This is a genomic window from Halosimplex salinum, assembly GCF_003730195.1.
In the GTDB taxonomy this organism is placed as follows: domain Archaea; phylum Halobacteriota; class Halobacteria; order Halobacteriales; family Haloarculaceae; genus Halosimplex; species Halosimplex salinum.
In genome coordinates, this window is sequence record NZ_QWGG01000016.1 from 16515 (window position 1) to 36641 (window position 20127).

At 68.4% G+C, this 20127-nt stretch carries 16 protein-coding genes; 9 read left to right on the forward strand and 7 right to left on the reverse strand.

Going from position 1 to position 20127, the window contains the following annotated elements; translation table 11 throughout:
* Window positions 1-250 precede the first annotated feature (250 nt).
* The gene (locus D1409_RS23360) at window positions 251-1672 is read left to right on the forward strand and encodes an FAD-dependent oxidoreductase (protein WP_123539370.1); all 1422 of its coding nucleotides are present in this window, start codon (window positions 251-253) and stop codon (window positions 1670-1672) included.
* Window positions 1673-1692: 20 nt separating this feature from the next.
* Here D1409_RS23360 and D1409_RS23365 read toward each other — a convergent pair whose 3' ends face one another.
* The gene (locus D1409_RS23365; RefSeq protein ID WP_123539371.1) at window positions 1693-2325 is read right to left on the reverse strand and encodes a class I SAM-dependent methyltransferase; all 633 of its coding nucleotides are present in this window, start codon (window positions 2323-2325) and stop codon (window positions 1693-1695) included.
* A 296-nt stretch (window positions 2326-2621) separates the two neighbouring features.
* On the opposite strand from D1409_RS23365, the gene D1409_RS23370 reads away from it, so the two are divergent.
* The 5 genes from D1409_RS23370 to D1409_RS23390 all read left to right on the forward strand — a co-directional run bounded on the left by D1409_RS23370 (window position 2622) and on the right by D1409_RS23390 (window position 6318).
* Window positions 2622-2816 (forward strand): cold-shock protein, encoded by a 195-nt coding sequence (locus D1409_RS23370; RefSeq protein WP_123539372.1) that lies wholly within the window; start codon window positions 2622-2624, stop codon window positions 2814-2816.
* 151 nt (window positions 2817-2967) lie between these two features.
* Window positions 2968-3738, forward strand: coding sequence for a basic amino acid ABC transporter substrate-binding protein (locus D1409_RS23375; protein WP_206425174.1), 771 nt, complete (start codon window positions 2968-2970; stop codon window positions 3736-3738).
* Window positions 3739-3741: 3 nt separating this feature from the next.
* A complete protein-coding gene (locus D1409_RS23380) occupies window positions 3742-4515 on the forward strand; it encodes an amino acid ABC transporter permease (protein WP_123539373.1) in 774 nt (257 codons plus the stop codon).
* A gap of 22 nt (window positions 4516-4537) precedes the next feature.
* Complete coding sequence (locus tag D1409_RS23385; RefSeq protein ID WP_123539374.1) at window positions 4538-5272, forward strand: amino acid ABC transporter ATP-binding protein; 735 nt, start codon at window positions 4538-4540, stop codon at window positions 5270-5272.
* Window positions 5269-6318 carry an amino acid ABC transporter permease gene (locus D1409_RS23390; protein WP_123539375.1) on the forward strand — a complete coding sequence of 350 codons (1050 nt, stop codon included), beginning with the start codon at window positions 5269-5271 and terminating at the stop codon, window positions 6316-6318. The genes D1409_RS23385 and D1409_RS23390 overlap by 4 nt, the downstream gene beginning before the upstream one ends.
* 46 nt (window positions 6319-6364) lie before the next feature.
* Here D1409_RS23390 and D1409_RS23395 read toward each other — a convergent pair whose 3' ends face one another.
* From D1409_RS23395 to malA, 3 genes are all read right to left on the reverse strand, one after another.
* Window positions 6365-6673: a hypothetical protein gene (locus D1409_RS23395; RefSeq protein ID WP_123539376.1), complete on the reverse strand. Its 309-nt coding sequence runs from the start codon at window positions 6671-6673 to the stop codon at window positions 6365-6367.
* Between the two features lie 40 nt (window positions 6674-6713).
* A complete protein-coding gene (locus D1409_RS23400) occupies window positions 6714-11246 on the reverse strand; it encodes a glycoside hydrolase family 15 protein (protein ID WP_123539377.1) in 4533 nt (1510 codons plus the stop codon).
* A gap of 106 nt (window positions 11247-11352) precedes the next feature.
* Window positions 11353-13407, reverse strand: a complete 2055-nt coding sequence (malA, locus tag D1409_RS23405) for an alpha-amylase MalA (protein WP_123539378.1) — start codon at window positions 13405-13407, stop codon at window positions 11353-11355.
* Between the two features lie 92 nt (window positions 13408-13499).
* On the opposite strand from malA, the gene D1409_RS23410 reads away from it, so the two are divergent.
* On the forward strand, window positions 13500-13841 hold the full coding sequence (locus D1409_RS23410) for a DUF7510 family protein (protein WP_123539379.1): 342 nt from the start codon (window positions 13500-13502) through the stop codon (window positions 13839-13841).
* A 48-nt stretch (window positions 13842-13889) separates the two neighbouring features.
* Here the strand turns inward: D1409_RS23410 and D1409_RS23415 are convergent, their stop codons facing one another.
* Window positions 13890-14942: a glycosyltransferase family 4 protein gene (locus D1409_RS23415; RefSeq protein WP_123539380.1), complete on the reverse strand. Its 1053-nt coding sequence runs from the start codon at window positions 14940-14942 to the stop codon at window positions 13890-13892.
* Between the two features lie 145 nt (window positions 14943-15087).
* Here D1409_RS23415 and malQ point away from each other — a divergent pair, with 145 nt between their 5' ends.
* Window positions 15088-16578, forward strand: a complete 1491-nt coding sequence (gene malQ / locus D1409_RS23420) for a 4-alpha-glucanotransferase (RefSeq protein WP_123539381.1) — start codon at window positions 15088-15090, stop codon at window positions 16576-16578.
* Between the two features lie 121 nt (window positions 16579-16699).
* Here malQ and D1409_RS25295 read toward each other — a convergent pair whose 3' ends face one another.
* Complete coding sequence (locus D1409_RS25295; protein WP_206425175.1) at window positions 16700-17533, reverse strand: hypothetical protein; 834 nt, start codon at window positions 17531-17533, stop codon at window positions 16700-16702.
* A gap of 395 nt (window positions 17534-17928) precedes the next feature.
* Between D1409_RS25295 and D1409_RS23430 the strand changes: the two genes are divergently transcribed.
* On the forward strand, window positions 17929-18627 hold the full coding sequence (locus D1409_RS23430) for an SDR family NAD(P)-dependent oxidoreductase (RefSeq protein ID WP_123539382.1): 699 nt from the start codon (window positions 17929-17931) through the stop codon (window positions 18625-18627).
* Window positions 18628-19080: 453 nt separating this feature from the next.
* On the opposite strand, the gene D1409_RS23435 is transcribed toward D1409_RS23430, so the two are convergent.
* Complete coding sequence (locus D1409_RS23435) at window positions 19081-20067, reverse strand: LLM class flavin-dependent oxidoreductase (RefSeq protein ID WP_123539383.1); 987 nt, start codon at window positions 20065-20067, stop codon at window positions 19081-19083.
* Window positions 20068-20127: the final 60 nt, after the last annotated feature.

The following is a 20127-nucleotide window of genomic DNA, read 5'->3' on the forward strand; positions in this document are numbered from 1 at the left end:
ACCAACAGTTTCTAGGAGCTTCAGCTACTACAGAGAATTGTGGGAACTGTAGTACCACAGCGAGAAATCATGAGTTCCGAGGCCAGCTTTCGAGAGACAGATATCGGCCCGTGAGCGGCGCTGTCCGTACTTAGGCTGCCCTGTCCGGGAGTCGTCGATACCCCCTTCGCTACCCGTCGAAAACGAGAGTGAAGAAGATAAGTTATGAGTCTTCGGTGCAGTCGGCAACATAGCGACCGCTATCACAACAATGTCTGGCAAATACGACCTGGTTATCGTCGGCGGCGGGATCAGTGGGGCATCGCTCCTGTACACGACCGCGAAGTTCACCGACATCGACTCTATCGCGCTGATAGAGAAGGAGCCGGAGATCGCGGCGATCAACTCCCATCGGACGAACAACTCCCAGACCCTCCACTTCGGGGACATCGAGACGAACTACACGCTCGAGAAGGCCGAAGAGGTCAAGGAGGGCGCGGAACTGCTCGCGGGCTACCTCGAACACTACGACGAGGACCGCGAGATGCACTCGAAGCGGAGCAAGATGGTGCTCGGCGTCGGCGACGAGGAAGTCGAGTCGCTCGAATGCCGCTACGACGAGGAGGGCTTCGGCGACCTGTTCCCGAAGCTCCGCCCGATCGAGCGCGACGAGATCGCCGAGATCGAACCGAAGGTCGTGGAGGGCCGCGACCCGCACGTGGACATGCTCGCGCTCCAGACGCCGGACGGCTACGTCGTCGACTACGGACAGACGACCAAGTCCTTCGTCGAGGCGGCGGCAGAGGAGTCGAACGTCGACGTCTACACCGGCACGGAGGTCACGGACATCACGCCGACGCTCGACGGGCACACCATCGAGACCGACGCCGGTCGGTTCGACTGTGACGCGACCGTCGTCGCCGCGGGTTCGCACAGCCTCCAGATCGCGAAGGAACTGGGCTACGGCGAGGACAAGGTCCTGCTCCCCGTCGCGGGGAGCTTCTTCCTCGCGGACGACCTGCTGAACGGGAAGGTGTACACCCTCCAGATGAAGAAACTGCCCTTCGCGGCGGTCCACGGCGACGCGGACGTCCACGACCCGAGCGTGACGCGGTTCGGACCGACCGCGAAGCTCGTCCCGACGCTCGAACGCGGTCGGATCTCCACGGTCGAGGACTTCCTCGACGTGTTCGGCCTGAACGCGGCGGCGTTCCTGAGCTACGCGAACATCCTCTCGGACAAGGTGCTCCTCCCGTACGTCCTCAGGAACCTCGTGTACGACCTCCCGGAGGTCGGGCCGAAGCAGTTCCTGCCCCACGTCCAGAAGGTCGTCCCGAGCGTCGAACTCGACGACATCGAGCGCGCGAAGGGGTACGGCGGCGTCCGACCGCAGATCGTCGACACGAAGGAGAAGTCCCTCGACATGGGCGAGGCGAAGATCGTCGGCGACGACGTCATCTTCAACATCACGCCGTCGCCCGGCGCGTCGACCTGTCTGAAGAACGCGATGCGGGACACGCACACGTTGCTGGAGTTCCTCGACGACGACTACGAGTTCGACGAGTCGGCGTTCCGCGCGGACACCATCGACAACTTCCCCCGCGGAGAGACGGACGGGTCCGTCGACATGAGCACTGCCGACGGCGTCGACGCGGACACGGCGGACACCGCCGACACGGCCACGGACGACTGAGTAGACCGCCCGAAGAGCGATTACTGCTGTCGAAACGCTCGGAGCGTGTCGCGTTTGCCGTCGCGCCGCTCCGTCTGTTCGAGGCCCAGGTCGGTGAAGATCGACCGCCAGTCCCGGTAGTAGAGCGGGAACTCGTCGCGGACGTAGTTCACGTCGGGGTCGTCGTCGTTCTCCTCGCGCTCGGCGTCGGCCGCGGCGTCCTCGATCTCGACGGTGACGAGCACGTCTCCGGTGATCCGAGCGATCTCGTCGAACACCCACTCTGCGTCGTCGGGATGGATGTGCTGTAGCGTCTGGACCGAGTAGACGGCGTCGAACTGCCCGTCCTCGAAGTCGCCGATCACGTCCTCGATGGGCTGGGCGTAGAACGTGCCCGATTCCCGGAGTTCTGGGTACTGCTCGGCCATGACGTCGAAGGCGTCCTCGTTGAGTTCGATCCCGGAGAGGTCGGCGAACCCGGCCTCGCGGAGGTGTGCGAGGTGGCGCCCGGAGCTACAGCCCAGCTCCAGCACGGACGCCTCGCGCGCGAGCGACTCGGAGAGGACGTCGAGAACCGACTCGCTCGTCTCGTCGGCGCCGTAGTAGGCGTAATACTCGGGCGAGTACTCCCCGGAGCGGTCGGCCCACTGTCGCCGAACGTCGTTAGAATCCACACGGAAACGCGGAGTGGGACACGTATAGTCCCGTCGTCCCGACGCTCGACGCCCGTCGCCCGACCTTCGACGCCGACGGGCGCGGTACGGTACGACGTGACACCGGGCTGGAAACTGTGGATATCACCGAACGAACGCCGCAGCGCGCGGTATCGATCGATAAACCGACCGTTATCGGAGCGTATCGGGATATTCTAAATTAATTCGGAGTCTCGAAAAACATTGTCTTCAAATTTGGATTTTTTCTGGACGAATGCGGAACCCTTATACCTGTACCCGTAGTCTCTTAGGTTGTAATGGCATCCGGTAAGGTTGACTTCTTCAACGACACAGGCGGTTACGGTTTCATCGACACCGAGGACTCTGACGACGACGTTTTCTTCCACATGGAGGACGTTGGCGGTGAGGATCTGACGGAAGGGACCGAGATAGAATTCGAGATCGAGGACGCCCCCAAGGGCCCCCGCGCGACGAACGTCGTCCGCAACTAACCGAGGTTCGCACCGTCGCCTCACGGCGACCGAACGTACTTCGTTCTTCTGCACGCTACACCGACGAGCGACCGCGTTACCCGAACGGACGTCCAGCGTCGACCGCTGAACCCCCGAAACGTTGAAACGGAAGACGTTCGTTCGTTTACACATGCAGCGCGAGTTCAGAATGGACCGGCGCGCGTACCTGAAGACCGTCGGTGCAGTCGGTGCGGCGGGGGTCGTCGCGGGGTGTCAGAGCGGGAGCGACGACACCATCGTCCCGGGGACCGCGTCCGGGTTCCCGCCGTTCGAGTACACCGAGGGGGGCGAACTCGTCGGATTCGACGTGGCGCTGGCCGAGGAGGTCATCGACCGCGCGGGCTACGAAGTCGGCGAGTGGGTCGACATCGAGTTCGACTCGCTCATCCCGTCGCTGACCGACGGCGACCTGGACCTCATCGCCGCGGCGATGACGATCGACGACGAACGAGAGCAGCAGATCGACTTCACCGACCCGTACTGGGAGTCGAATCAGGCGGTGCTCGTCGCGGAGGGGGGCGACTTCCAGCCGGAGAGCACAGACGACCTCGGCGGGATGCGGGTCGGTGCCCAGGCGGGCACGACGGGCGAGGACCAGGTCGAGGCGCTCATCGAGGACGGGACCGTCAGCGAGAACGACTTCCGACAGTACGACAACTACACGCTGGCAGTCCAGGACCTCGAGAACGGCAACGTCGACGCCGTCGTCATCGACATCCCGGTGGCTCGTAACTTCGCCGAGAGCCGTTCCGTCGCGGTCGCGTTCGAGATCGAGACCGGCGAGCAGTTCGGCCTGGGGATGCGAGAGGACGACGACCGCCTCTCGGACGTGAACGAGGCGCTCGCCGAGGTCCAGGAGGACGGGACCTACGAGGAGCTCGTCGACGAGTGGTTCGAGTGATCGATGGGGCTGGCGCTCACCGGAACCGCAGCGCTCGGCGTGTGTGACTGGGCGGCGACGACCGGTAATCCGCCCCTCCAGACCGGTGACTGGGCGTTCGTGGTCGGGAACTGGGAGGTCCTGCTCCTCGGGACGCTCGTCACGGTCCTGCTGACGGCGACCAGTCTCGCGCTCGGCTTTCTGGCTGGCTTCCCCGCCGGGACCGTCGAGGTGTACGGAACCGGCCGGCTCCGCGACGCCGTCAGCACCGCGGGGGTGCTCCTCCGCGGGACGCCCGTCGTCGTCCTGATCGTCCTGTTCTTCTTCGGGTTGCCGATCCCCCGGTTGCTCACGCTCCCGGTGCTCGACGTGCGCCTCGACGTCTTCCTCGCCGCGACGCTGGCGCTCGGGTTCCGGAGCGCGGCCTACCAGAGTCAGGTGTTCCGCGGCGCGATCCAGTCGATCGACGAGGGACAGCTGGCAGCGGCCCGGTCGGTGGGGATGACCCAGCGACAGGCGATCAGGCACGTCGTCTTCCCGCAGGCGGTCCGTCGGTCGATTCCCGGGTTCCAGAACGAGTTCACGATCGTCCTCAAGGACACCAGTGTCGCCTTCGCCATCGGTCTCGCGGAGCTGTTGACCCGCGCGGAGAACCTCTACCTGCAACCCGGCCGCGACACCGCGATCATGGAAGTCATCCTCGCGATCAGCGCGATCTACTTCGTGCTCACGTTCACGACGAACCGGACGATCGACTACCTCGGCGACGCCTACGCGATCCCCGGAGGCGACGAATGACGGGTGCTCCCGGAGGCGTTCGATGACACTGCTCGAACTCGAGGGCGTCCGCAAGTCCTACGAGGACGAGGACGTGCTCCGCGGCGTCAGTTTCGCGATGGACAGACAGGACGTGGAAGTGATCGTCGGGCCGAGCGGTTCGGGCAAGTCCACGCTGTTGCGCTGTGTGAACCGACTCACCGAGATCGACGACGGAGCGATCTACCTCGACGGCGAGGAGATCCACGGGATCGACGAGAACGACCTCCGCAGGCGCGTCGGGATGGTGTTCCAGGATTTCAACCTGTTCGCCCACCGCACCGCTCGCGGGAACGTCACCCTCGGACTGACGGCAGTGCTCGGCCTCTCGAAGCCCGAAGCGGTCGAACGGGCCGACGACTACCTCGACCGCGTGGGGCTGGCCGACCAGGCGGACTCCTATCCCGCGGAGCTGTCGGGCGGGCAGAAACAGCGGGTTGGCATCGCGCGGGCGCTGGCGATGGATCCCGAACTGATCCTGTTCGACGAGCCGACGAGCGCGCTGGACCCCGAACTCATCGGCGAGGTGCTCGGCGTCATGCGGGACCTGGCCGAGGGCGGGACGACGATGCTGTGTGTCACACACGAGATGGGATTCGCCCGCTCGGCGGCGTCGACGCTCACCTTCCTCGACGACGGTCGCGTCGTCGAACGCGGTCCGCCAGAGCAGCTGTTCGAGAACCCCCGCGAGGACAGGACGCGGTCGTTCCTGGGCCAGCTGACGGACCTGGAGCGATGACCGACGGCGAGACGGCGACACCGGGGAGCGACCCGACGGAGACTCGCGGGACGACCGTCGGTGACCTCCCGGGCCGGCGGCGACTGGCCGTCCTCGCGGCCGGAACCGTCTTCTGGACGTGGCTGCTGGCTCGCTGGGCGTACCACAACTCCCTGCTCGACGGACTGTTCACCGCGCTCGGTTTCCCGGACCTGATCCGGTCCGAACGGGGCGTCCGCCAGCGCGAGGGGTGGATCCCTGCCGAGCCGTTCGGAGCCGCCGCCGACGCGGTCGGCACGGTCGCGGCGGCGCTCGGGCCCGCCGGCGTCCTCGTCGACTGGCTCCGGTGGGTACTGGACCTCGCGGCGTTCGCGACGACGACCGCGCCGGCGCTCGCGTCGGGCGCGTTCGTCACGGTGTACCTGACGGTGCTGTCGATGCTGTTCGGGCTCGTGATCGCCGTCCCGCTCGCGGTCGCGCGCGTCTACGGGGGACGGGCGTTGCGGGCCGTGTCGCTCGCGTACACGGAGCTGATCCGCGGGACGCCCCTGCTCGCCCAGCTCTTCTTCCTCTACTTCGGGCTCCCGCTGGCGAGCATCGCCGAGGACGTCGGGTTCACGGGACAGCCGCCGATCCCCCGGGCGGCGGCCGCCGTCGCCATCGTGGGCTTCACGATAAACTCCTCGGCGTACCAGTCGGAGTACATCCGCTCGGCGCTGCAGTCGGTCGACCCGGGGCAGTTGACCGCCGCGCGCGCCGTCGGGCTCTCGAAGTTCCAGGGGATCCGCTACGTCGTCCTCCCGCAAGGGCTCCGCTTCGCGATCCCCGGCTGGACCAACGAGTTCGTCTACCTCATCAAGTACTCCTCGCTGGCCGCCTTCATCACCGTCCCCGACCTGTTTCGACAGGCTCGCAACATCGGTTCGGAGACCTTCCAGTTCACGAATATCTACGTGGTCGTCGCCCTGTTCTACCTCGCGCTGGTGCTGACGACGGCCATCGCGATGGGGCGGCTCGAAGACCGCGTCGCGATCCCCGGCGTCGGACAGTCCGGGCCCCGGGAGTGAGTCCGGCGTTCGGGGTAACGCGTACCGCTCGCTCGGTCGCGCCCGGTCACTCCTCGCTCTGCTCGTGAGCGGCCCGCACGTGCTCGCGGGCTTCTTCCGGCGTCATCCCGCGGACGCCACAGGCACACGAGCGCAGTTCCGGGTCGGTCAGCTCGCCGACCTGCTCGACGCGCTCGCGCGCTAACCGGTCGGTCTCCGAGTCGTACTCGAAGTAGACGCGGTGGTTCACTTGCGTCACGCCCTCGATCCGGTGGTCCTCGGCCGGGTCGGGGTTGGCGATGGCGTCTTCGTGCTCGGCCCGCATCGACGCCTTCCACTCGTCGAGAGAGGTCTCTGGGTCGCGGTCGTCGGTCACGTCTCGACGAACTCGCCTCGGTGCAAAAAGTCCGACGGGGTCAGAGCATCAGGCGTCGAACCGTCGTCCCCGAGGACTCCAGGTCGCTCGCCCCGGCGGCGACGATCACCTGATTCTCCCCGCGTTCGATGTCGACGGTCGTCTCGAACTCGGTCCCCGCCGGTTCGACGACGGCCTCGTCCACGGGCGTCTTCACGGCGACCCGCTCGCCGGTGGTCTCGCCGGAGACGACGAGCGTGTCGCCGCGGAACTCGGTGTCGACGCGGAGGGCGGGGCTCCGGTCGGGTTCGTGGAGGCCGCGCTCTCGGTAGCGCTCGCGGACGAACGCGGGCGTCTCGACCGGTTCGCCGGCGCTGATCCCGTGGGCGAGGCGGACGTACTGGGCCATCGACCACGCGAGCGGTGTGGCCGACCCGGTGCCCTCGCCGAACGCCCAGTCGTAGTCGGTGGCGTGTTCGCGGTCCCACACCTGCTCGGCGATCATCCGCCCGGAGTTGGCGAACTCCTGCATCGCCCGGAGACAGTCCGCCGGGTCGAGGCCGGGGTCGGTGCGCTGGAGTTCGTACTCGCCGCGCTCCCCGGTGAGCAGGGGCCACAGCCGGCCCTTCCCCTTCTCCTCGACCGACCACGGTGCGCCGACGTCGCCGCGCCCGCGCTCGCCGTAGCCGTCGCCGTTGTAGCGGTAGAAGCCGGCGGCAGAGCCGGCGTCGACTCTGATGGTGTCGTCCACCTCGGCGACGGAGTTCTCGATCACGTCGTCGTCGGCCGGCACGACGCCGAGTCGGACGAGTTCCAGGAAGCCACCGTCGATGATCTCCCGCTCGTCGAGGGTGGGGCCGGCGTTGGCGAGCGTCCGGAGGTGGCCGGCCTCCGGGTCGCCGTCGCGCGTCACGCGGACGTAGTACGGCGTGTTCGTGTGTCGATCGGTCCCGGTCTCGGTCGCCGTCCAGTTCTCCACGTTGTTGACCCACTGGTCGGCCAGCGCGAGCCAGACGAGCGCGTCGGCGTCGCGGCCGGTGTCGACCGCGAGCTTGGCCGCGCAGGCCAGTCCGGCGATCTCGGTGGCGATCGACGACGGAGAGTAGCCGGCCTCCTCCTCCCAGCGTTCCTGGGCGGTCTCCGGTCCGTTTCGGGCGACGTAGTCGGCCGACCGGCGGACGTTCTCGTAGTCGTAGTCGACCTCGTCGAAGTCGAGGCCGCGCTCGGCGAGCTGGTAGGCCATCACCTGCGGGAAGGAGATGTTGTCCATCTGCTCGCCGCCCCAGCGAGTGATCCCGTTGATGTAAGTGTTCTGCGGGATGAATCCGGTGTCGTCCTGCTGGTATTCGTAGATGTACGAGAGCTGGTCGGCGGCGATGTCCAGTCGACCCACGGCCTCGAAGACGGTGAACACCTGGTAGAGGTCGCGCGACCAGACGAAGTTGTAGCCGTACCCCTTCGGCTCGTCGGCGCTGACGGCCTCGCCCCACGGCACCGACGGCGAGGCGATGGAGGCGCCGGCGTAGGTCTTGTCCTCGACGGCGTAGAGGCTCGCGAGCGCGGTGCGGTACTGGGCCGCGAGGTCGCTGTCGTCCGCGACCGAGTCGGGGAGCGAGCGGTCCGCGAGGAACTCGACCCACGTCTTACGGTAGTCCGAGCGGGCGGTCTCGAAGCCGCGGTCGAGCGCGCCGTCGGCCTCGCCGAGCGCGGCGGCCGTGTCGGCCGCTCGCGCGAACCCGATCGCGAGTTCGGACTCGACGCGCGCGCCGCGGCCGAGTCTGCCGACGAGGACGACGTTCTCGTTGTCGACCGACTCGCGCGGCTCCGGGAGGCGACCGTCGGCGAACAGCGCCCGCAACTGGTCGCTGCCGGCGGCGCCGACGGTGGCCCACTCGAAGCGGTCCTTGGCGGCCATCGCCAGCGCGACCGAGTGGGCCTCGCCCTCCTCGTCGACGAGGAACGGGTCGTCGCCCTCGCCCGTGTACGCGGTCGGGTCGCGGGCGGCGAGGTGGTGGGCGCCCTCCTCGCCGAGGCGGAACCCGCGGTCGGCGGTCGCGCTGTTGACCAGCGCCGTGTCCGCGACCGCGAACACGTCGTACTCGTGACCGTCGGCCGCCTCGAACTGCACGTCCGCGAGCACGGCGTCGTGGGCCGGATCGGTCGCGTAGTCGACGGTGAGTCGCCAGTCGCGCCCCTGCCCGTTGCCGGTCTCGCTGAAGACGTGCCGGAAGAGGAGCGCCTCGTCGTCGGTCGGTTCGACCCGACGCTCGACAGTGTCGTCGCTGTCCCGGGACTCGTTGTGCGTGCGGACGGTGTACTCGCCGTCCGCCCGGTCGGTGACGAGGAAGTCGAGCGTCCGGAGGTTCATCAGGTCGACCTGCGGGAACCGGACCTCGGTCATCGCGCCCTCGGTGAGGGTGAACCAGACCCGCGAGGGGTCCTCGGCGTCGTGGTCGGCCGCCGTCCCGAGGCCGTACTTCTCGCCGGTGGTCCAGCGGGGGCGTTCGGTCGGCCCCTCGATGTCGCTCGTCTGGACCGGGAGGGACTCCTCGGCGTCGAGCAGGGCGGTCGCGCGCAGCCGCATCGCGTGGGACCAGCCCAGCGGCGTCGCGCTGTCGAGGTCGCCGTCGTCGAACGTCTGCTCGGCCAGATACCCCGCGTCGCTCGTCATCGGACCGTCGTCGCCGAGCAGTTCGTACAGGTCGCCGGCCCGGTCGAGGTACGCGTCGCCGGACCTGCCGCGCTCGTTCAGCAGGACGCCGGTCCGCGCCGCAGCGACCGCGCCCATCGCCGTCGCGGCCGACCACACCTTCTCCCGGTCCTGGCCGGCGCGGCGCCACTGGTCGCCCTCGTAGCGGGCCAGCCCGGCGAGTTCGCTCTCGACCGGGTTCCGAAAGAGGCCGTCGAGAGTCGTGCTCACGTGGTCCGCGAGGCGGTCGACCCGCGCGTCGGAGAGCGTCGCGTCGTCGACGGCCTCGTACTCGGCGACCGCGTCGACGAGCGCGAACGTCGCCGCGTCGAGCCGGTGGTCCGGCGACCCGTCGGTCAGCCGCATCGGATAAGCGCCCCGGTCGGCGTCGTACACGGCGTCGAGGCCGTCCAGGACCGTCTCCGCGGCGCCCAGCGCGCGTTCGCGGAGCGGGTGCCTGACCGGCGCCCTGGCCACGGCCGCGAACGCCTGGACGTACGTCGCAGCGGTGTGCGTGAACTGGCCGACCGCGTCCTCCCAGACGTTCTGACAGGGCGCCGGCAGTCCGTTCTCGTCGACGGTCCGAACCAGCGCGTCCACGGCCTCGACGACGGTCTCCCTGATCGAGACCGAGAGGTCGTCGTCCAGCATGCCGTGGCGCTCGCGCAGGAGCGTGGCGAGGAAGGCCGTCACCGACGCGGTCTGGTCGGCCTGGTACTCCACGGAGTCCTCGTTGCGTTCGACGTTCGCGTTGGCCCAGCCGGGCGCGAGCGAGCCGTCGACGGCCCACACGCGGTGGGGCCAGGTGCCGTCCGCGAGCTGGGCCTCGCAGTGAAAGCGCGCGCTCCGCTCGACCGGTCCGTCGAGCGAGAGGTCGAGGCGGTCGCCGGCCGCGAGCAGGTGGCGCGCGACTTCGGCGTCGTCGCGGAACCAGACGTAGCCGTAGCCGCCGGAGTTGGCGTGGAACGGGTCGAACTCCGGCCCGGCGATCCGGGCGCCCGTCGGCGCTTCGAGCAGGTCGACCACTCGCAGGTCGGTCCGCACCAGCGACGACCGGGGCGTCGACTCGGGGACGACGACGGTCGTCCGGTCGCGAGCGGCCGCGCGGATCTGCGCCGCGCTCGTGTGGTCGTCCGCGCAGGTCCGCAGGTCCGCCAGCGCGGTGCCCCGGTCCACTTCTCCGTGGTCGGAGAGCTGTGAGACCAGCGTCGTCCTGTTGCTCCGCCCGTCGCGCTCTAGCGGCGCGGTCACCACGAAGTCGCCGGTGAGCCGCGTCTGGTCGTAGCTGCGCGGTTCGTCGCCGCGTGGGAACTCGACAGGGTCGTCGCCGAGTATCTCCGAGAACCGTTCCGGCCGCTGGCCGTGGACGCCGTCGAGTCCGGTCGAGGCCGTCAGGTAGTCGTGCTCGCGGCGGTGGAACACTTCGAGAACCGAGGCCCCTTCGGGACCGCTGTCGTCGTGGACGAGCGCGCCGACGCCCGCTTCCTTCCCTTCGGGCGCCATCGTGACGAACGCGACGAGGCGGGCCTCCGGCGGGACCGCACCGCGGAGTTCGACGTGGGTGACGTGGGCCCGGCCGAGCGTGAGGTCGTACTGGTGGACGGTGAACGTGCCCGCGTCGAACTCCGTCTCGACGAGCCTGGAGTCCCGGTAGTGGTGCTGTCTGATCGTCTCGAGGTCGGCGAACCAGTCGGTCCCCTCCGCCGTTCGGATGCCGAGTTTCGACCGATCGATGCCGTAGAGCCCCGAGAGCGACGCCGAGTAGTCGCGGAGCGACCCGTCCGGGCCGACGTGGACGAGGCGGTCGCCGTGGCCGGAGAAGGCGCCGGCGACCGTCCTGTTCTCCTCGGGGAAGCGCTCGCCGTGCGACCGCTTGTATTCGTCGAGCGCTGTCGTCAGCCGCATACGGTCACCACGGCGCTGGCGCATATAAATCCGGGCTCGTAGGCGGGCGTTGCCACACGGTCACACCGGACACGGATCGCCGGACCGCGTCCGGGCGGGCGACGGTTCAGTCCCGGGTCGAACCGGCCGAGACGACGGCGACGCTCTCGACGCGGAGGCCGCCGTCCGCGTCGATTCGATCCCCGGTGAGGAGGTCCGTGTCCCCGGTTTCGACGTCGACCGCGACGGTCGCCGGTTCGTCGCCGAAGTTCAGGACGATGACGACGGTGTCTCCGTCGGCGGCTTCGGCAGTGGCGTCCGCCGCTTCGCGACGGAAGGCGACGACGCGGTCGTCCCACCCTGAACGCACCCGGTAGTCGGTCCGCCGGAGCGCGGCGTCGGTGGCGAGAGCGGGGTATTCGCGCCGGAGCGCGGCGAGTCCGCGGACGTGCTCGCGGAGCGACTCGTCCGCGTGGGCCCACGCGAGGTCGTCGCGTTTGCCGCGCTGGCCGAACTCCTGGCCGGCGTACACCATCGGCGCGCCGGGGAGGGTGAACAGCGCCCCGAGCGCGGCCTCCGCGGCAGGGCGGCCGCACTCGACGAGGTAGCGCGTCTCGTCGTGGTTCTCGGCGTAGAGCATGAACCCGGCGTGGTCGGGGAACCCCGTCCGGGCGCGCTCGTCGACGGCGTCGAGCACGGCCTCCGCGGACTCGCCGTTCCCGACGCGACGGAGCGCCGCGTACGTCGTCGAGTCGAAGTGCACGTCGAAGCAACCGGCCTGGAAGTCCGGGATGTAGGGGATCGTCTCGTCGAGCAGGAGAAAGTCGCTGTCCCGTGCTTTCAGGCGGTCGTGGACCTCCCGCCAGAATCCGTCGGGCACCGCCCACGCCATGTCACAGCGGAAGCCGTCGACCAGCGGCGCCCACGTGTCGACCGCGTCGAGCAGGTGCCGACGGACCGGCAGGTGCGTGAAGTCGAAGTTGGCGATGAGCTCCCAGTCGAAGTACGTCTCCGGTTCGGTCGGCCCGCGCCACTCGTACCAGTCGCGGTACTCGCTGTCGGGGTCGGAGACGGCCGCCTGAAAGTGCGGATGGGCCCGCGCGGAGTGGTTGCAGACGAGGTCGAAGAGGACGCGCACGCCCCGCTCGTGGGCCGCCTCGACGAGGCGCTCGTACTCCTCGCGGGTCCCGAGGTCCTCGGCCAGCGAGAAGAAGTCCGTCACGTTGTAGCCGTGCGGGGCGTCGTCGTTCTCCAGCACGGGCGTCAGCCAGAGCGTGTCGACGCCCAGCCCCGCGACGTAGTCCAGTCGCTCCCGGACGACGTCGAACACGGACCCGTCCGAACCGTCCGCGGCGCCGCTCGCCGCGTCGCTCCCCTGCCCTGGGAACGTCCGCACGTATATCTCGTAGATGACGGCGTCCTCGGCCCAGTCGGGCGGGTCGTAGGGGCGGGAGACGGTGACCGGCGGCGCGCCCGCGCCGGCCGCGCTCGGGGCGTCGCCGTCGCCCGGGACCGCGCCGTCGCGCTCGATGTCGATCGAGTCGGGGACGCTGTAGCCGGCTCGACCGACCGCGACGGCGTGGACGCGGACACGGTCGGGGAGCGCACCGCTCGGAATCGTCAGTTCGTGCCCGTCGACGCGGACGTCCGGGCGTTCGATATCGTCGCGGTCGTCGAGCAGGAACGCGACGGCGAGGTCGCCCGGCCGCTCGGAGCTCTCGGGGTGACTCTGCGGCGAGGCGGTCACCACCACGCCGCCGTCGGTGGACGCCGCCGAAAGCGAGAGGCGCGGTCGTCCACCTGCCCCCTCGTTCTCGACCGGTTCGTCGGCGCGGGCCGACCCCTCGCCCGAGGTGTCCGGTGCGGTCTCGGATTCGGCGTCGGTTCCCGTCGGCGCGCCCGACCGACCGTACGCGCTCTCGGTCGACCCCGGTGCGAGGTCGCCGGGGAACGCGCGGACCGTCAGCTCGTGGTGTCCGTCGGGCGCGTCGAGTCCGACGACGTACCGGCCCGGCACGTCCGGCCGGAACTGCTCGACCGGGTCGGAACCGACGGCCGCGCGCGACTCAGCGGGCGCGCGGTCGACCGACCACTCGTAGCTCGCCGCGGGGTCGGGGTCGCGCGGCGCGAGTTCCACCTCGTCGCCGACGGCGACGAACCGCGGCGGGCCCGGGTGATGCATTGGCCGTATCTGCGACTGTCTCCCCCTTTGCGCTTGCGGTGCTCGCGGTGTGCACGCGAACAACTAAGTCGCTGGTCCCCACCGGCTAAGACATGAGCGGAGCGACCGACCGGACGGGCGAGCGGGTGTCCGTGAACGTGGACGTCGACGGCGAGCGGACGACCATCGAGGTGACGGGCCAGCGGCGCGTCGCGGTCGTCGTCCGGTCGCAGTCGGGCGAGCGGATCTACCTGCCGCCAGAGAAACAGGAGAGCGAGCCCGCCGAGAGTCCGTACCGACCGGCCGGCGGCGAGAGCCCCTACGAGGGCGTCCCCGACGACAGCCCGTACGGGTCGAGCCGGCAGGCCCCGACGACCCTCGGCCAGTCGCGGACCGCCGACGGGTTCCGGATCGTCCACCCCGAACCGGTGACGGACGTGCGACTCCTGCGGTGAAACGAGCGACTCCTGCGGTGAGCGCTCGGGAGAGCCGACGCCGCGCGGCTACTCCTCGGTGATCTCCTCGTAGAATGCGACGTGTTCGTCGGCGACCGTCTCCCACGTCCTCGGTTCGTACGACAGCGGCGTGTCCGCGGCCAGTCCGGCGTCGATGCCGTCGGCGATGGAGTCGGAGTCGGGTTCGACCTCGACGATGCAGTCGTCGGGCAGCACCTCCGCGGCGCCGGACTCGCTGGCGACGACGCGGGTCCCGACCGACAGCGCCTCGACGATGGTGATGCCGAACGGTTCGGCCAGCGACGGCGAGACGAACAGGTCCGCGCTCGCGTAGTAGTCGCCCAGTTCCGACTCGGGGACGTAGCCGACGAACTCGACCTGGTCCTCGACCCCGAGCACGTCGACGAACTCCCGCAACTGGTCGGTGAGGTGGCCGGTGCCGCCGAGGACGAGCGTCACGTCCGGCCGGCGGAGCTTTGAGAGCGCGTAGATCAGGTGGTCGATCCCCTTCTGGTCGGTGTGCCGGCCGACGAAGAACAGCATGGGGCCGTCGACGCCGAGTTCGGCCTTCAGGTCGCGACCGGTCGGCTCGACCGAGGAGAACCCGTTGTGGATGACGCGGGCGTCGCCGCCGTAGTCGTGGCCGAGGTTGCGTCGGAGCAGGTCGCTGACGGCGATCAGGTGGTCGGCGCGGTCGACGATCCGCTGTTCGGTCTCGACCTCTCGGTCGGGCGGGTGTCGGTTCCGGTCGGTGGTCAGCGAGTGGAACGTGGTCACCCACTCCACGTCGTGGGTCGCCTGGGCGCGCGAGCCGGGGCCGTAGCCGAACCAGTCGTGGGTGTGGACCACGTCCGCGTCGGCCGCGTAGTCGACGAACTCGCTCGCGAGGCGATTGATGCGGGTGCTCACGTCGCCGTCGCCGGTCGGGACGCCGTGGACGTTCTCGCGGCCCTCGGGGGCGTACTCCGCCGGCAGGACGAGGTCGATATCGACGTCGTCGCGGCGGTCGAACTCGTCGACGAGTTCGCCGACGGCCGTGTCGAGCCCCCCGCTGACGTTCGGCGGGAATCCCCAGCCGAGCATGAGAACGCGTGGTGCCATCTACCCTCCCCTTCGTGACACCACCACTTTACCAGTTCGGCCGCGAGCGACCGCGAGACGCCGGGATGTAGACAACTGGTTGACAGCCGCCCGCCGGTCGGCGGGAGCCGGGCGTTTCAAACCGACGGCCGCCGAACGGCGAGACATGCAACAGGAGCGCCGGAGCGGCGTGTTTCTCCACCTCACCTCCCTCCCCGGGCCACACGGTATCGGCGACCTCGGGGACGGAGCGCGGCAGTTCCTCGACTTCCTCGACCGGGCCGACCAGTCGCTGTGGCAGTTCTGCCCCGTCGGCCCGACCTCCGAGGCCTACGGCCACTCGCCGTACGGGTCGTCGTCGGCGTTCGCCGGGAACCCGCTGCTGGTCGACCTCACGGACCTCGCCGAGCGCGGCTATCTCGACGAGTCCGACCTCGACGGACCGGCCGATTCCGACCCCTCCGAAGTGGACTACGCGACCGTCGCGCCGTCCAAACGCGACCGCCTCCGGGAAGCCTACGAGTCGTTCGCCGCGGACGCGCCCGAGAGCGACCGGGCCGCCTTCGAGGCGTTCCGCGAGCGCGAGTCGAACTGGCTGGACGACTACGCGCTGTTCGCCGCCCTGAAAGCGGCCCACGACGGCGCACCGTGGACGGACTGGCCGACCGACCTCGCCTCGCGGGACCCGGAGGCGCTGGCCGAGGCGCGGGAGTCCCACGCCGACGCGGTCGGATACCACGAGTTCGTCCAGTGGACGTTCGACCGACAGTGGCGGGCGCTCCGCGACGACGCCGCCGAGCGCGGGGTCGAACTCGTCGGCGACCTGCCGATATACGTCGCGCTGGATTCGGCGGACGTGTGGGCGAACCAGGACGTCTTCCAGCTGGACGGGGCCGGCGATCCGACGGCGGTCGCCGGTGTGCCGCCCAACCCCGGCGACGACGGCCAGCGGTGGGGGAATCCGGTGTACGACTGGGACGCGCTCCGCGAGGACGACTTCGGCTGGTGGCTCGACCGGCTCGACCGCCTGCTCGAACTGGTCGACGTCGCACGCATCGACCACTTCAAGGCGTTCGACGAGTTCTGGGCGATCCCGGCCGGCGCCGACGACCCGGCGGCCGGCGAGTGGCGGCCCGGGCCCGGTGCCGAGTTCTTCGAAGCGGTGCGGGACGACCAGGGCGGGCTCCCGTTCGTCGTCGAGGACCTGGGGTTCGTCGACGAGAGCATGGTCGCGCTGCGGGACCGCTTCGAGTTCCCCGGGATGGTCGTGCCCCACTACGCCGACTGGTGTTCCGAGGGCGACCGGTACAAACCCGTCAACTACCCGCGCCAGTCGGTCGCCTACACGTCGACCCACGACACCGACACGGCCGTCGGCTACTACGAGTCCCTGCCCGAGGACCAGCGCGACTGCCTGCACTACGCGCTGGCGACCGACGGCGACCGGATCGCCTGGGACCTGATCGAGGCCGTCTGGGACTCCGAGTCCGTGCTGGCGCTGACGACGATGCCCGACCTCCTCGAACTCGGGAGCGAGGCGCGCTTCAACACCCCCGGGACGGCCGAGGGCAACTGGCGCTGGCGCGTCACGACCGACCAGTTGGACCCCGACATCGCCGACGAACTCGCCGGAATCACTGCGGCGACGCTCCGATAGGCTCCGGGAGCGATCCCCACAGCTGCCGGCTCGAATCGCGTTCCCTCTGACCGACCAGCGCTCCCGAAAAATGTCGCTCCGTCGAGCCCGGTGGCTCGGTGCCCCGACAGCGTCGACCCGGTTATCCGCCGACTTCGGTCGGAGTCGCCGTCTCGTTCCCTGCTTCGGTCGGGGTCTCGATCGGCGTCTCGGTGACGGTATCCGTCGGAGTCTCGGTGACGGTGTCCGTCGGCGTCTCGGTGACGGTGTCCGTCGGCGTCTCGGTGGCCGTCTCAGTCGGAGTGTCAGTGACTGTCTGGGTGGGCGTCTCGGTCTCCTCTCCCTCTTCTTCTTCCTCTTCGTCCTCTTCTTCCTCTTCGTCCTCTTCTTCCTCACCCTCGTCTTCTTCACCGTCGTCCTCCTCGTCGTCGCCGGCTCTCTCGGCGGCGTCCTCACCGGCGATCAGCGTCTCGACGGTGAGTTCCTGAACGGTCATCGTTCCGAAGCTCACGTTCTTCGCGTCGAGCATCCCGCGAGCGACGCCGTTGTCGGATGCGGAGCCGTTGAACGTCACGCGGTCGGCTTCGACGTTCTCGAGGACGAGCCGGTTGATCCGGGCGTCGACGATGGCCGTGTTGTTCTCGATCGAGATCGTCCCTGACTGGACGACGCCGAGGTCGAGGGATTCGATCTCGAGGCCCTCCACGTTATCGCCGATCGCGGTCTCGAACGCAGCGAGGAAGATCGAATCCGTCCGCTCGGTCTCGTTGAGATCGACCTCCTGGCTGGAGATGTTCACGTCTTCGAGGACGACACGCTCGGCCTCGACGCCGTCCGCGACGACCGTCGTCTGATTCCCGGACGCCTGAGCCTCGTTGCCGATCGCTGCCGTCGTCCCCGCCGCGAACACCATCAGCGCCGCCAGTGCGAGAGCCGCGAGTTTGATGCCAGATCTGTCTGTCTCTCTGTCGGTCATGATACGAACGCAACTCGCGAAGCCCCGTCCATTGTTATTCGCCCGCCGCTGTTCGTCACCCGAGGCTATCGTTCGATCACCGCGAGTTACCGCCCGGGAGCGGTTCGGTCCCCGTCCGGTATCGGGTCGAAGCATCCCTGATTCTCCGCAGCGTCGACCCGGCGCCACGTCGACGGCCCGCTCGTCGGTCGGGATGCGAGCGGACGAATAGGAACGGCTGAACGCGCTCCCGGGAACGGCCGGCATTGGTAAGGTCACCCAAGGATCGCAGCGGACCCTCGCCGGACCGGCCCCTCGATCGCCGAATCGGCCGCTGCAGGCCGTGGGCGAGGGATCGAAGCGGAGAGACTGGCCGCGGGAGGAACGAATACCAGCGAGGCGCCGGACGACGAGCTATGGACCCACAGCTTCACGATTCGCTGGACGGACAGGTCGCGCTCGTCACGGGCGCGAACCGCGGGATCGGACGCGAAACCGCCCGCGGTCTCGTCGACCACGGCGCGACGGTGTTCGCCGGCGTCCGCGACACGGACTACGAGGTGCCCGACGGCGCGACGCCGGTCGAACTCGACGTGACCGACGAGGCGTCGCTCGAACGCGCGGTCGAGGAGGTGGTCTCCGCGGCCGGCGACCTCGACGTCCTCGTCAACAACGCCGGCGTCGGCGGCACGGGATCCGGGATGGCCGACGTAGACACCGACGAGTTCGACCACGTGATCGACGTGAACCTCCGTGGCGCGTCGCTGCTCGCGAAGCACGCTCTCCCGCATCTGCTGGCGGGCGAGGGCGGCCGCGTCGTGAACGTCTCCTCGGGCGTCGGCATCCTCACGGATCCGATCGAGGACGAGATGCCGGCCTACCGGATCTCGAAGGCGGGGATCAACGCGCTGACCGTCTCGCTCGACCAGACCTACGGCGTCGACGGTCTCATCGCGAACTCCGTCGACCCGGGCTGGGTCGCGACCGATCTCGGCGGCCCAGAAGCACCCCGCGACCCCGAGACGGGCGCCGAGACCTCCGTCTGGCTCGCCCAGTTCGCTCCCGGATCCCCCTCGGGACTGTTCTGGAAGGACCGCGAAGTCATCGACTACTGAGCGGTCCGCGCTCGGTTCGATCCACCCACCTCCCGAGGGGCTTCACCGCTCGTTCGGTACACCAGTACTGGTACATATATCGTATCTCGATGTATGTATAGGTTCTAATATTATTTGAAGGCGACTTCGACGCCAGTGAATCGAGATATTTCGAGAATGCGCCAGATATGCTTCCTGACGATGTTTCATTCCATATATATCGGTGATCGGACCAGTTCGGCGAAAACGCGCTCCCGAATCCACATCCTCTCAGATAAATCGCCATATAGTGCCTCAGATGGAGAAATATAGTGTTTTCAGTGTTTCGGGGCTGATCGCGAACGAAATCCACCGATTTTAACTTATTTCTTATAGGAGCGGGAAATGAACGGATTCTCGACTGGTTTTAGCACTCGACGCTGACTGGTGGTCAGTCGTAGAAACGAGGAGCGGGAACGGGGTGAGTCGCGGGCCTCAGTCGAAGGCGGGGATGACTTCCTCGCCGAACAGGCGGATCTGGTCTTCGACGAGGTCCTTGGGCATGCCGGAGTGGTGGAATCGCAGGGCGAGCTGGTCGAGGGCGAAGCGGTCCTGCATCGCCTCGATCTGCTCGACGATCTGCTCGGGCGTGCCGTAGATGAAGCGGTCGTCGGCCAGTTCCTCGAAGTCCTCGACCGAATCGGCGTTCATGAGCGGATGGGAGAACTCGCCGCCGTACTCGTCGACGTAGGTGGTGTGGAGGTACTCCTTGCGCTCCATGACCTCCTCTTCGGTTTCGGCGATGACCGCCTCGCGCATCAGCGGGTGGTCCATCGACGCCCAGTCCTGATCCGTCTCCTCGACGTGCTCTTTCTGTTGCTCTTTGCGGTCCTCGACGATGCCCAGGTCGGCGACGACACCGGGCACCCACGCGTCGGAGAACTGCACGGAGCGGCGGATCTGCTTGGGGCCCCAGCCGCCGATCCACAGGTTCGGCCGCGGCTCTTGGATCGTCTTGGGAAGCGGCTGCCAGTCCTCGACCTCGAAGAACGGACACTCGTAAGAGATGGGTTCCTCCGACGAGAGGAACTCGTCGATGAACTGGATACCCTCGATCATCCGCCCCGCACGCTCGTCCATGGGGACGCCGAACGCTTCGAACTCTTCCTCGACGTAGCCGAGTCCGACGCCCAGCGTCAGCCGGCCGTTAGAGATGTTGTCGAGCATGGCGGCCCGCTGGGCGACGTGCAGCGGGTGATACAGCGGCAGAATGAGAACCGACGTGACGAGTTCCAGCTCTTCGGTCCCCTGTGCGATGCTGGTGAGTCGCGTCAGCGGCGACGGCCAGTAGTTGTCGCCCTCGGTGGCCTGGTGGTCGTTGACCCAGCAGGTCTCGAAACCGACGTCCTCGGCGACCTGACACTGCTCGACGACACCCTCCCAGGTGTCACCGCCCTCTATCGGGAAAATTCCGAATTTCATTGCTCTCGATACCATCTGTGACTGGCCGCTACATACCTCTTACGGGCCGGCGGCGTCCGA